At 64.0% G+C, this 12,266-nt stretch carries 11 protein-coding genes; 3 read left to right on the top strand and 8 right to left on the bottom strand.

The window, feature by feature from the left end; genetic code table 11:
* Positions 1-14: 14 nt before the first annotated feature.
* A complete protein-coding gene (locus tag C936_RS0104205) occupies positions 15-878 on the bottom strand; it encodes an NAD(P)-dependent oxidoreductase (protein WP_018649230.1) in 864 nt (287 codons plus the stop codon).
* A gap of 189 nt (positions 879-1,067) precedes the next feature.
* Positions 1,068-2,435 carry a hypothetical protein gene (locus C936_RS0104200; RefSeq protein WP_018649229.1) on the bottom strand — a complete coding sequence of 456 codons (1,368 nt, stop codon included), beginning with the start codon at positions 2,433-2,435 and terminating at the stop codon, positions 1,068-1,070.
* 127 nt (positions 2,436-2,562) lie between these two features.
* Here C936_RS0104200 and C936_RS0104195 point away from each other — a divergent pair, with 127 nt between their 5' ends.
* Positions 2,563-3,669 (top strand): DUF563 domain-containing protein, encoded by a 1,107-nt coding sequence (locus tag C936_RS0104195; RefSeq protein WP_081616831.1) that lies wholly within the window; start codon positions 2,563-2,565, stop codon positions 3,667-3,669.
* A 67-nt stretch (positions 3,670-3,736) separates the two neighbouring features.
* Here C936_RS0104195 and C936_RS0104190 read toward each other — a convergent pair whose 3' ends face one another.
* From C936_RS0104190 to C936_RS14910, 3 genes are all read right to left on the bottom strand, one after another.
* Complete coding sequence (locus tag C936_RS0104190) at positions 3,737-4,729, bottom strand: hypothetical protein (RefSeq protein ID WP_018649228.1); 993 nt, start codon at positions 4,727-4,729, stop codon at positions 3,737-3,739.
* Complete coding sequence (locus tag C936_RS0104185; protein ID WP_018175305.1) at positions 4,716-5,729, bottom strand: HEXXH motif-containing putative peptide modification protein; 1,014 nt, start codon at positions 5,727-5,729, stop codon at positions 4,716-4,718. Before C936_RS0104185 ends, C936_RS0104190 begins: the two co-directional genes overlap by 14 nt.
* A 70-nt stretch (positions 5,730-5,799) precedes the next feature.
* The gene (locus C936_RS14910; protein ID WP_155988197.1) at positions 5,800-5,979 is read right to left on the bottom strand and encodes a hypothetical protein; all 180 of its coding nucleotides are present in this window, start codon (positions 5,977-5,979) and stop codon (positions 5,800-5,802) included.
* Between the two features lie 288 nt (positions 5,980-6,267).
* On the opposite strand from C936_RS14910, the gene C936_RS0104180 reads away from it, so the two are divergent.
* Together C936_RS0104180 and C936_RS0104175 are read left to right on the top strand one after the other, a co-directional pair.
* Positions 6,268-7,230 carry a UDP-glucuronic acid decarboxylase family protein gene (locus C936_RS0104180; RefSeq protein ID WP_018175304.1) on the top strand — a complete coding sequence of 321 codons (963 nt, stop codon included), beginning with the start codon at positions 6,268-6,270 and terminating at the stop codon, positions 7,228-7,230.
* Between the two features lie 34 nt (positions 7,231-7,264).
* A complete protein-coding gene (locus tag C936_RS0104175; protein ID WP_231363201.1) occupies positions 7,265-8,446 on the top strand; it encodes a DUF563 domain-containing protein in 1,182 nt (393 codons plus the stop codon).
* Positions 8,447-8,534: 88 nt separating this feature from the next.
* Here C936_RS0104175 and C936_RS0104170 read toward each other — a convergent pair whose 3' ends face one another.
* The 3 genes from C936_RS0104170 to C936_RS14215 all read right to left on the bottom strand — a co-directional run bounded on the left by C936_RS0104170 (position 8,535) and on the right by C936_RS14215 (position 12,225).
* Positions 8,535-9,671: a glycosyltransferase family 4 protein gene (locus C936_RS0104170; RefSeq protein WP_018175302.1), complete on the bottom strand. Its 1,137-nt coding sequence runs from the start codon at positions 9,669-9,671 to the stop codon at positions 8,535-8,537.
* Between the two features lie 165 nt (positions 9,672-9,836).
* The gene (locus C936_RS0104165; protein ID WP_018175301.1) at positions 9,837-10,970 is read right to left on the bottom strand and encodes a glycosyltransferase family 4 protein; all 1,134 of its coding nucleotides are present in this window, start codon (positions 10,968-10,970) and stop codon (positions 9,837-9,839) included.
* A 322-nt stretch (positions 10,971-11,292) separates the two neighbouring features.
* Positions 11,293-12,225, bottom strand: coding sequence for a hypothetical protein (locus C936_RS14215; RefSeq protein ID WP_231363202.1), 933 nt, complete (start codon positions 12,223-12,225; stop codon positions 11,293-11,295).
* Positions 12,226-12,266: the final 41 nt, after the last annotated feature.

Here is a 12,266-nt window from a genome sequence, read left to right as displayed (position 1 = left end):
TCGGAAACGATCCCTTAGAGAATGGCCAGGTCGTCCCGAGTCGGCCTGAACGGCCGAGGCATGTGGCCCAGGACCGCTCGTGCATGTAGCGACGGAAACTCCATGTCCCGGTTCATGCGCGCCACCATTGCCGGCGTCCACCCGCGGAACCGAGGGAGAACACGGGCCGACCGCACCGCCCACTGCAGCAATGGCCACGGCAAAGTCACAACGCGTGGCGTGCGGCCCAACGCCTCGAAGACCCGTTCCACCATTTCGCGATAGGACAGCACTTCTCCCCCAGCGAACTCGAACACCCCCGTTACACGGGGATCAGCAACCAGCAAGTGCAGGCATGCCGCCGCCAGATCATCCGCGTGTACCGGCTGACGCTTTCCTCTGGCTGGCCCCTCAACCGGGAAAAAACCAAACCGTTCGATAAAACGTGCGATCGCCGAAACACTCTGATCGCGACCGCCACCCCAGATCAGCGTGGGCCGCAGGATTATGGCTCGCGTGGACAGCGCTCCCTGCATCACCCGACTTTCGCTGTCCGCAAGACGGCGCGCCAGGGCTCGCTCCGACGCCACCGGCGAATCACGCTTGGTTTGCACGCTGGTGGAACTGAACGCCACCAGACGGCGCAACCCGCGCTCGCGCAGTACCGGTAGCAGCTCAGGCAACAGCCAGATCGGCGCGACATGCACAAGCGAAGCGGCCTTGGGCAGGCGGGCCAATTGCGCCGGATCCGCCAGGTCGATTTCGCAACGCTCGACAGTCCCGCCGAACTCCGGCGGATTCCGCCCGACCACAATCGGCTCGAGCCCGCTGGCCTGCAAACGCGGCACAAGGTAATGCGCGACCGCCGAACTCGCGCCGGTTACCAGAACCCTGTTCACGCCCTTCCCTTCCAGCCGCCAGCGGCCTGTCGGGTGTGGACGTCCATCGCGAGCGCGTTGGGAGAGCGGGTCAATTTTCTTGGTTTCTCGAGGGACATGGTGGGAAGCACCTAAAGAGAGAGGAAGGGAAATTGCCCTCCCGCGCTCGCGGCATATCAATCGCAGCTCCAGTCGACAGCAAGCGCGCGATCATACGCTTCCGGTGGCATCGGGTGCAGATGCGCGCGCCCGGCTACCCTGATGTTCTGCGTCACCCCCATGGACCGAGCGCATCACCCGGTCGTGCAGGGAGGCCAGAGGGATCACCTTTTTATCGGCCTCTGTTGCCTGCTCCGCAGTGTCGATCAAGTAACCAGTGGAGTCATGGTGGCCGTTCTTAATCGCCACCAACGAGACGTGAACGGCGAGGTCGGGAATCACTCGACCTGTTGAGCTCACGACTCGCGTCCCCGGGCGTATCTCGTGCGCATACGTCAGGCTCACGAACAGTTCCGCACCGCGATTATCGACCTCCTCGAACAATGATCGCCCCTCTGCGTCACAAGCGTCCCGTAGTACACGTTCTCCAGACCACGCCGCCTCGGCATCCGAAAACCGCACCAGGAAGTCACGCGACATCCGCGGCTCCACCGCCACGACCCCGTCGATACCCATCTGTCGCAGGAAATCGGCATGGTCGGTCAGCCGATAGTAAAAGGTCAGTTCCGGATACGGCACCTGCTGCAGTCCCGTAGCCAGAATCAAACGCACCTGCGGAAAACGGGCACGAAGCTCGCGCAACATACGGTCGTACAGGGCGTACACCTCAAGCACCGGATCTGCTTCTGCCGCCACATACCACTTCGGATTGCGGCGCCCCGTCTCTCCCACCGAGGAATTAAAAAAGTAGTGATGCTGGATATGCGCGCCGGCATTGAGGAACAGCACCGAAAGATCCGGCTGATGCTTCCGGTACAGCACTGTATGGAGGTCAAACAGTAGCAAATCCAGCAGCATTGCCCGCAGCCAATGCTGGCGGATGCCACGGGCGAACAGGCGCGCATAAACCGGATAATGACGTGGCCGCGCATAGCGCAACAGGCCAACGAGCACATCCAGCATAGTTCGTGCCCCTGCCCCTCCTGTTGCGTTGGTGTTCACCGCCTGGGCCACTGCCCCCGCCAGACGCCGCACCAGCGGCGCCCCGGATGCCGGCGTGCCCGTCCATGGGTCGGGAACAAAATACGGAGAACTACGCAGCCGGTTTTCCGCGTTCATGGGCGAGATCGCCCCCACCTGAAAACCTTGTCGCTCCAGGTCTTCGAAAAACTGCGGAACCGGCTTCCCGACGATATCGCCAAGCCGGAATACGCCGTGGTCCTCGTACGGGCGGCCGGTATGCACCGTGACCCACTGAATCCAGGGCTCCAGCCACTCATAACGTTTTTCCGCCTGCGTGCGGGTCAATCCGTGCTCGCGCACCAACTCGCGAAACCCGGGCAGGTACCCGCGCTCCACATATCGCTGCACATACTCGAAGTTGATCTCGTTCAGCCCCAGCAGAATCGTCCGACCCATGCCTCCCCTCCGTGCTCCGCAGCGCGTACGATAGCAGCCGCCGGCTCCTGACAGGGTACGCGCACTGGACAAGTTCACTCGCATTCGACAACTCGCCCGACGACTGGCCCTCAGGGCCGTTCACCGCATGGAAGACGCGATCTCGGTCCGAGCTGAGCGACAGTTCAACGGATTCTGGATTCCCGTCGACCGTCAGGCCCTGAACCGGGACGAGCAAGGCGTGCCTGCCAATCCAAAGCGTTCCAATACCGACTGGCACACAGGGTCATCCATCCAGGCGCATGGGGTATGCCGCATCAAGCAGGCCAGAATCCGTTTCTTTGCGCCCAACCGGTACCCGCACGGAGGGCACCTGGATCGCCGTGGCGTCGTGTTCACCCGCCACTCTCGCCGGGTCGCCTATCCGCACGCCCCTCGCATTCTGCAACGCCAGATCCGCGAGATCGCTTCCCGAGGCTCCTTCATCCCACGCGCCAACACGCACCTGCCCGGACGCGCAGCACTACTGGGTAACGCCGTCCCCGACGCGAGCAACTACTACCACTTCTGGATCGACTCCATCGGAGACCTGCTGTTCCTGCAAAAGGTGCTTCCCATGGAACTGCAGCCCGACTACTGGCTGATGTCACACGCGGGGCAACCCTGGCAATACGAAATTATGGACATGCTCGGCATTGATCATGACCGCGTTATTCCTTTCAGCGATCACTCGCACATCGTGGCCGACGAATTGCTGGTGCCGGTGCGCGACAAGCGTCTTGAGCATCTCATGCCCGGCCTCGTCGAATGCATCCGCGGCGCCAGCCCCGTGCCGACACGTCATGAGAGCTCCAGGCGGGCTTTGTACATCACGCGTAACGACTCGCGTCGCCGCCCCGTACAGAACGAAACTGCCGTCCAGGACCTTGTCTTGCACCACGGCTTCGAGGTACGCAGCCTCTCCGGCATGTCCGTAGCTGATCAAATCGAACTCTTCGCCTCAGCGGACATCGTGGTGGCCACCCACGGAGCCGGACTGACCAACCTGATGTGGTGTCAGCCCGGAACGACCGTGATCGAACTCCTCCCGAACCGCCACCAGTTTCCATGCTTCTACAACATCTCCCGGCAGCGCAGCCTGCACCATCAGATTATTCACTGCTCTCAGCCGGGAACCGAAAGAGGCCTCACCGCCCCCATGTCCGTCCCGCTGGAGCCATTGGAGATCGCGCTGGAACAACATAGGACCGCCTGAATACAGCTAGCATCACCTAGGGGTTGGCGCCCACGCTCCAGCCTCAAAAGTTACATCCGTCGCGTCGTTACCGCATCGGGGGTGTCCTCCGCCATTGCCCCGTTCGCCAGAGATGGACCAGACGCCGCGCCAGTGAGCGATCGTCCGGCAGCGGGATCGCGGGCCCCGAGGGTGGACCGTCGATCTCGGCCATCGCATCCTGCAACCGTTCCCGCGCCAGTCGGCAGGCCTCCAGACGGATGGCATATGGGTGTGTGCGCACCCGGCTCACGGTCGGGTTGGTGTTGATCTCGTAGACCTGGGGCCGCCCGCCCACCAGCGAAAAATCCGCCCGGCCATACTCCACATAGCCCCGCTCGAAGGCGGGCAGCAGGGCATCGCCATAGGGGTTCCGCTCCACCTGTGCGTATTCCTCTTCGTAATGCGCCTGCCCGGCGATGCCCAGCTCGCCGGACTTCGCATGCCAGCAGGACTGGTGCACGCTGAGCGCCGGCACCGTGCGCTCGCCGACCCGATAGGCGGCCAGTTTCCGGTACAGCCCCTCCGCGAGCGGCGTCGCACAGTACTGCACGACCATCAACTCCCGCAGTGGGATCCCGTCGTCCAGCGCCCGGGCAATGGCCCGCTCCAGGGCCTGCTCATCCACCAGCAGGTCCGTCAGCACCCCGCGATGCGCCGAATCGGTCCGCAGGAATACGGGAAACGCCTCCGCTGGCGGCCGCTCATGCACCCGCCAGACACCAAAGTCGTTCCAGCCGTCGTGCGCCAGATCCCGGAGCAGGCGAAACCGCGAACTGACCCGGGCAGGATCATTCAGGGCCCGCGCACCCGCCTCCCGCACGCGGCGATAGACGCGCGCGGCCATCTCCAGATCCCAGAAGTCCAGCCGGTCGAAATCCGTAAAGATGAAGGTCGCGCGCGGCAGACGCCGCATACGGAACAGCCGCTCGTAGGGGATCACACGGAACCGCATGCGCCGCGACCGCTCCAGGACCCGGTGGGTACGGTCATGCGCCCGGGTGCAGAACAGAACGATCACGGCGCCATCATCCGGCGGCACACTGCATATAGTCCCGGGCACCGGCCATGAGCGCCTGACCGTGCCGGGTCAACTGCCCATGGTCCGCAACCACCCACTCACCGGCCCGGAAATTCCGGGCATCCTCGGCCATCGCCGCCTGCGCCTCGCGCGCCTCCGGCTCGGTCAGCAGGCCGGATGCCAGCAGCCGCGCCATGGCCCAGTGCATGCGCGCGGAGACAAAGGTCGCATGGTAGATACCATCCATCGGCCGGAGATCCTCGCGCAACGGCGACGGATACCGATCGGCGTCCTCATTCAGCACCAGCGGCTCACGCGTACAAAACCCGAACAGCAGGCTGTGGGCACTCTCGTGGGCGATCACCTCGGCCATCGCGATACGCGACCGGTGCAACTGCGCATTCAGAAACAGCGCCCCCCACAACTGGAAATGGGACCCGCCGTGAAACTCGCCGGAATCGTCGGGTCCGCCCACGACCCCCACCACGTCGCGCACAATGGCCTCCACCTCGGCCGCCAGCTCCGGGACGCCCTGGCGCAGCAACCCGAGGCCGGCGTGATAGCGGCGTACGAAGTCCTCCGCCACCGACGGCGGTGGCGGATGCAGACTCAGACCATCCGGCATCCCGCCCGCCATCCGGTCCCGATAGAGACGATCACGATCTGACCGCTCCGGGGGCACAAGCACCCCCACCTGCTGCCCCGCCGGCACCGGCTGCTCACCGCACATTCGCCGCAGCAGCGCCTGCGCCGACTCCAGCTCGCCATCCAGCAGCAGCACGACCAGGTCGTAATAGCGCCCGAACAGTCCGGGCGCATGCGGCAGCCCCGCCTCCAGCCGCTCCAGCAGTGCGGTCACCGGCAGATCCGCCACCCCCGTTACCTGCGCTCGAAAACGCTCGACCACATGCTCCAGGCTGGCACCGAGCTCACGGTGCATGGCCCGATCCAGCGCACGCGCCCGGTCGGCATCCGGCTCGAAACCAAAACTCACCGCATCACCGACCAGGCCCGCAGCCACCTGTGGGCCTGCGCGTCCAGCGCAGACCCGTGATTTCCGTCACTCAGGTTCCCGAGAGCAGGGGTCGAAGCTATGGAAGCGGCTTGGCGCCCACCTTCCCACCAACCTTGGAGCCCAGCAGCACATCGGAGGTCGACTGAGGGCCACCAGGGGGCTTCACACCAACCTTCCCCCCGCAACTGGCGACCCGCTGCAACCGGAAACCCAGCAGACGCGACATATCCAGATCCACCCGCTTCGAATCACTCATCAACACACTCCCCATGTATCCCGTTATGACACCATCATTGCGTGGCGCCCAATCGAGTGTAGTCCAGAGCCCCGTAACCTTGCAGCCCCCCGGTACGCCCGCAGGCCCGGGTCCTGCACCATGCGGGCCACCCCGCCACCAATCCCTGTCCCGCCTGGGAAACCGCCGCCGTCCCGGGCAACCATCAGCCCGCCGGGTCGAGGGTCCGGCCGGGGCGCTTCCAGCACCCGTGCCCGTGTAGAATCCGGGCAGCAGCTCCTTCATCCCCGTCCACCGCAAGAGGCGCCCATGCCACAGCGTCCGCGCAAGCACATCCTGGTCACCGGCGGTGCCGGCTTCATCGGCACGCATCTGTGCACCCGACTGCTGCAGGCCGGCCACGCGGTCACCTGCGTCGACAACTTCTGGACCGGCTCCCGGGACAACCTTCGCCACCTCGCCGGCCACCCGCAGTTCGAGATCATCCAGCACGACATCACCGAGCCGCTGCGGGTCGATGCCGACGAGATCTACAACCTGGCCTGCCCCGGCTCGCCAACGCACTACCAGGCCGATCCGATTCGGACCACCCGAACGAACGTGCTGGGCGCAATCAACATGCTGGAACTCGCAAGGTGCACCGGCGCCCGGATCCTGCAGGCCTCCACCAGTGAGGTCTACGGCGACCCCGAACAGCATCCACAAACGGAGAGCTACCCCGGAAGCGTCAACCCGGCCGGGCCGCGGGCCTGTTACGACGAGGGCAAACGTTGCGCAGAGACACTGTTCTTCGACTACCATCGACGGCACGGTGTCCCCATCAGGGTTGCACGGCTGTTCAACACCTACGGCCCGGGCATGCGCCCGGGCGACGGCCGCGTCATACCGACCTTCATCCTCGCGGCCCTTAGCGACGAACCCCTCACGGTTCATGGCGACGGCAACCAGACCCGCTCGTTCTGCCATATCGACGACCTGCTGACCGGGCTGATCGGAATCATGCAGTCCGAGGACTCCCTCATCGGCCCCGTGAACCTGGGCAACCCGGAAGAAATCACCATCGGCGAACTGGCCCGGCAGATACTCGAGATCACCGGCTCCGCCTCACCGCTTATCCACGCCCCAGCGCTGGCCGACGACCCGAAGAAGCGCTGCCCGGACATCACCCGCGCCCGACAAGAACTGGGCTGGAACCCGGCCACACCACTGGATGCAGGCATACGGCACACCGTCGCCTGGTACGCAGCCCGAAGCGCCAGCAACCCCGCCTGAACTACAACCCGCCCCTAACAGACTGATCAACGACGTGCGCCAGCCTCGCCTTCCGAACAAGACCCTGCAAGCTGGGCGCACACTCCTGCGCCCAGCCGTCTACTGGCTAGAAGATCGTCTTTCGGTGCAGGCCGCCGGACTGGGTGACGAGCACTGGATCGCGCTTGAACGGCATGTCCTGGACAACCCCCCGGCAGCCCGAGCGACCTGCCTTCCAGACGAGGACAGCGACTGGCGGCTACACCCGGTCAGCGACCTGACGGGCATTATCCGGCTCGACCAGGCCAGGGTCCTGTTTCTGCCGAACCGGGTGAGCCAGAACGCCGGCTTCCCGGGCCACAGGGCAGCGGTCTTCAATCGCCACGCCCGCCGCGTGTCATACCCGCATACGCCCAATATCCTGGGCCGCAAGCTCCGAGCCGCGGCGCACGGGCAGTCGTACACACGGGGGCACCCGCCCAAGCACCTGCGAGGGCGCGTGGCACTACTGGGCAACGCCACCTCCGACACCAGCAATTACTATCACTTCCTGATCGATTCCATCGGCGACTTCCTGTTCCTGCAGCAGACCCTGCCCACGGAGCTGCAACCGGACCGTTTGCTGCTGTCACATGCGGCACAGCCCTGGCAATACGAGATCCTGGATCTGCTTGGCATTGAACGCGACCGGATCATCGGCTTCAACGAACACAGGCAGATCGTGGCCGAAGAACTGCTGGTACCCGTCCGCGACAAGGGTGGCACACGCCTGACACCCGGCCTTTGTGACCGCATCCGCGATGCCATGCCCCTACCCCCGGATCGGCAGCACCTCGGCCGCGCGCTTTACATCACTCGTTCGGACTCGCCCCGCCGGCCCGTCCAGAACGAGGCCGCCGTCCGCGAACTGGTACAGCAGCACGGCTTCGAAGTACATGCCCTCTCTGGCATGCCGGTCGCCGAGCAGATCGGCCGCTTCGCCGCAGCGGACATCGTGGTAGCCACCCACGGTGCCGGGCTGACCAACCTGATTTGGTGCGAACCCGGAACCACGGTCATCGAGCTCCTCCCGAACCGGCACCGGGTTCCATGCTTCCAGCGCATCTGCCAGGAGCGAGGGCTAAACTACCAGCTCCTCCCCTGCCCCCAGCCAGGAACCGAACGCGGACTCACGGCCGCCATGGACGTCCCGCTGCCGGCACTGGCCGCCGCCCTCCAGCGCCACTGGACCCCTTGACCACCCAACAGGGCTTCGCGCGCTGGGCGCGCCGAATAAGCACTTGCCAGCAGCACGGGCAGGTCGACTGCCGCGGGATCGCGACCACCTACAAGACCTCCGTGTACAGCTCAATATGCCTGCGGCAGCAGTATTCAAGCGAATAATGCTGCCGCACCCGAGCCTGGTTACGCGCTGCCACTGCCAGCAACTCGCCCGGATTCAAGAGGAAATGGACCAGCGCAGTTGCAAACCCGGGCGCATCATTGTGGATAAAACGGACATCGCCGATCACCTCCTGAGGCCCACCACTGTCGGTACTCAACACGGCACACCCTGAACTCATTGCCTCGACTAGCACCCGCCCGAACGACTCACAACCGGGCTTGGTAGTCAGCACGAAAACATCCAGTTCCTCGTAAAAGCCAACCATGCTCGCGGGCGGACGATTCACCTCTCCGACAAAGCGTTGGCCCAGCCCCCCCTCCAGCGCCCGGAACATCGCCTCCACCGCACGCAACTCCGAAGTCTCCGAACACCCCACAGCCATATGCCATTCGACGACACCGGGGACGCGTTCCTCGACCCGCCGAACAATCTCGACCGCGAGCGGCCAGTCTTTCCAGTCCGCATACCGCCCGGAAAACCCGACCACGAGCCTGCCCCCTGCCGCATCCCGTCGCGGCCCCCTGGGTCCCAGCCCCTCATATGCCGGTCCGGCCGGATTGCCGATCACTTGAATGCGCAGTGCACCATCAACTTGCCGCACAATCGGCTCCCAATACCGCCGATTCAGCTCTGTCGTACATACCATCGCATCCAGGTCGCGCAGAGCCCATCGCAACAGGCCGCGCACCACCGGACCGTACTTGGTAAAAATACCCCGCTCGGTATGCACCAAGGCGCTCCCCCCAGGCAGCACCCTGCACCGACGCAGCAGCACGACCGCCAGCAAACTCGCCTGCCCCTGGGTATGGATCAGATCCGGCCGCTCCTCGCAAACCAGCCGCCGCAGGCGCAGCACAAACGCCAGGACCGAGAAAGGGTTTCGAAATACTTTCTTCAGGCGGTCGCGATGCGCCACCGACCGGTACTCGACTCGATTACGACGGTCAGGCGCCCTCCCCGGCTGCACGACCACCATCCGGAACTGATCCTGCAGATACTCGGCGATGATGCGGGTCGACTCCTGCTCCCCACCCACCGTCTCCAGCCCATTGTCGGTGCACAGCATCACGGTCTTCATACGCACCCCGCCCCCTGTCCAGGCGGACCCGGCCGTGCCATTGCGCTCGCAAGACGGACCACGCCGTGCTGCGGCTGCCTTACCGGCTGCACGCCGGATACTGGCCGACAGCTGGCGAGTTCAGTCACGCCAGCAACACTCGCCTTCCGGAGCACCCAACCCGATCTACACATGCGCACGCAGGATCTCGATGTAACGCCGCACCTGGACATCCACCGCATACGGCCGAACATCCTCCTGGCCCTGCAGCCCCATCTCGCGCCACCATGGACGATCGGCCCACGCACGATCAAACCCCCTGCGAAACCCCCCCGCCGAAACCTGATCAATATGCCAGCCCGACACCCCATCCCTGACCAATCGACCGGGCATTCCTCCCCGACAGCAGAGCACCGGCTTGCCACTCGCGAGGCCTTCCGCTACCGACCTCCCGAACGGCTCCACGCCCTCTCTCCCGTGCACGGCGACATCAATCGTCCGATAGATGCGCCCAACGTCCTTCACCTCCCCCAGCAAATGCACCTGTCGATTTCCACACCGCTCGATCAGCCGAGTTACCCGCCGACCATACCGCGTCTCAACGCCACGGCCCGCTATCACCAGTCGCGCGCCTTCATCGAAAGCACGGGACTCCGAAAAGCCCCGCACCATAGGCTCGACCGCTTTGGCCGCAACCACGCGCGTCAACGATCCGAATACCGGCCTGTCCGAATCCACTCCACAACCCTCAATGAGCAATCCCTCACTCGGCGCAGCATGTTGGGGCGGCTTACTAAATCCCGGATACACAATGCCGACCTTGGGCCAGCGGATCGCATCAGCCGTGAACTCGCTGTTGGCAATCACATGCACCGGGTAGCGCCGCAAAACGGTACCCACAAACATTCTCGCCCCCAAACTCCCAGGCCGCTCCGGAACGTGCCAGAAGGCGGGGATACCCAGATGTTCGGCAAGCGCCCCCGCCACCATCAGGAGATGCGTCTTTCTTACCAGCACACAGCAGACCTGCTGCCCAGCCGGCAGCCGTTTGGCGACCCGTTCCGCTGCCCGCGGACTTTCACGCCACACGTGCGCGCCCTTGAAAACTTTCTGCCAACCGTCGTGCGCCAACGCGGGGAAATTCGGCAACCAGGCATAGTCCGTCCCGAAGAGCTCTCGGTAAGCCGAAGTAGCAGGGCCATCACCCACGATCACCCCGTAAACCGAGACCCCCTCGGCGCGCAATGCCTTTACAAACCCGATTTCGGAGGAAAACACCCCGCCACCATCGCCACCCCCGACCAGTCTGATCACCAGCACATTGGCCCCCTGATAGCTAAAACCTGCCCTCGCCCCCAAGCACTCCGACCGAGGTACGCCGCACGCCCCGGGCTCACGCACGAAGTACTCAGCATTCCAAGCGAACTCCCATGGGTACCAACCCTGAGGGAACGATGGCCCCAACCGTTTCCAGCCGATGCCACTTAACGCGCTCCTCTTGTGAACCGCGAACGCCATGAACCGAACGTAACGCGATCGCTCTCAAGTCAGAGCCTTGACCACAATGCGAGACTCGGAACCAGTGTTCCGCTCGTAAAACCCCTGCGCTGCAAGGCGAAGTGTCGAACTGGACAGAGCCCCATCAGGAATCCTGATACGCCCACAAATCACTATCGATTTCCAGCATCTGCAGGTTCTCCAGCGCACTGCTGAACCAGCTCGCAATCACGGCGGGAAGGCATGCCTCCTCAAACAGACTCAACTCGTACGGGCCATTCATACGCTTGCATTCCACACCCGTGTCTCGACTGACTTGCTCAAGCCAACTGTCGCTTTCGGCGGGATGTGGAATGTAGGTCCAGTTAAGCTCGGGATGAAGCGCCATGGCCTCACACAACCATCGGAGATACTGCTTGCTGGAAACCTCTCCGCGCTCAACGAACGGCGCACCCAGAAAATGGCCGGACGAATCCGCCCCCTTCCGCGCCACCCCGAACATCGAACGAACCCAGCGATACTCGTTAGCCACCACGGGGAATCCAGCCTCTTCCGCCAGCGCCGAGTAGCGCGTGAACATCAGATCCGGCCGACTCCGCAACATGAACCTGCCGTACATCAGCCGATACAGAAGGGCCGCCGCCAGATTCACCAGCCTGCCTCGACTTGCAACACCAAGCCACCAATCCGCACCTGCCCCCCATTCAGCACAGGCCTTGAGGTACGACGCGGTGCTCGTGCCATCGTCGGCGAAAACGGTCTCCGCCCCCGCTTTCGCCGCCATATAACGCATGTCGCGATTCCACTGGTTCGTTACCACGACCCTGTCAATCAAGAAATCGGAAAAGCGTGCCAGTATTCGCAGGACCGCTCGGCGGTTTCGCAACAATGCCGTAACCGCCCGCCAGGGCTTTCCGTCAGGCGCCGGAAGCTCGAGACGCAAAGGGAGCACTTCGTCAAACGCCGCAAACAACGGCTCGGGAAGCGCCGCAGCAGCGGCGTAGTGCTCCCACCGCCGCTGGAACAGGATCAGAACCGGCCTGGCGCTTGCATCGCCGAGTGCATATCGCGCTTCCACTGCGTTCAGCACCTGTAGTGGCGTAGAGGCGAGATAGAGCT

It is taken from the genome of Thioalkalivibrio sp. ALJ4 (assembly GCF_000377225.1).
Classification (GTDB): Bacteria; Pseudomonadota; Gammaproteobacteria; order Ectothiorhodospirales; family Ectothiorhodospiraceae; genus Thioalkalivibrio.
This window is presented reverse-complemented; position numbering and strand designations above follow the sequence as displayed.

Coding starts and splice junctions, on each gene's coding strand:
- C936_RS0104200 (WP_018649229.1), bottom strand. CDS start 2,435: ATGGGTCGGACGATTCTGCTGGGGCTGAACGAGATCAACTTCGAGTAT.
- C936_RS0104195 (WP_081616831.1), top strand. CDS start 2,563: ATGGAAGACGCGATCTCGGTCCGAGCTGAGCGACAGTTCAACGGATTC.
- C936_RS14910 (WP_155988197.1), bottom strand. CDS start 5,979: ATGAGTGATTCGAAGCGGGTGGATCTGGATATGTCGCGTCTGCTGGGT.
- C936_RS0104180 (WP_018175304.1), top strand. CDS start 6,268: ATGCCACAGCGTCCGCGCAAGCACATCCTGGTCACCGGCGGTGCCGGC.
- C936_RS0104170 (WP_018175302.1), bottom strand. CDS start 9,671: ATGAAGACCGTGATGCTGTGCACCGACAATGGGCTGGAGACGGTGGGT.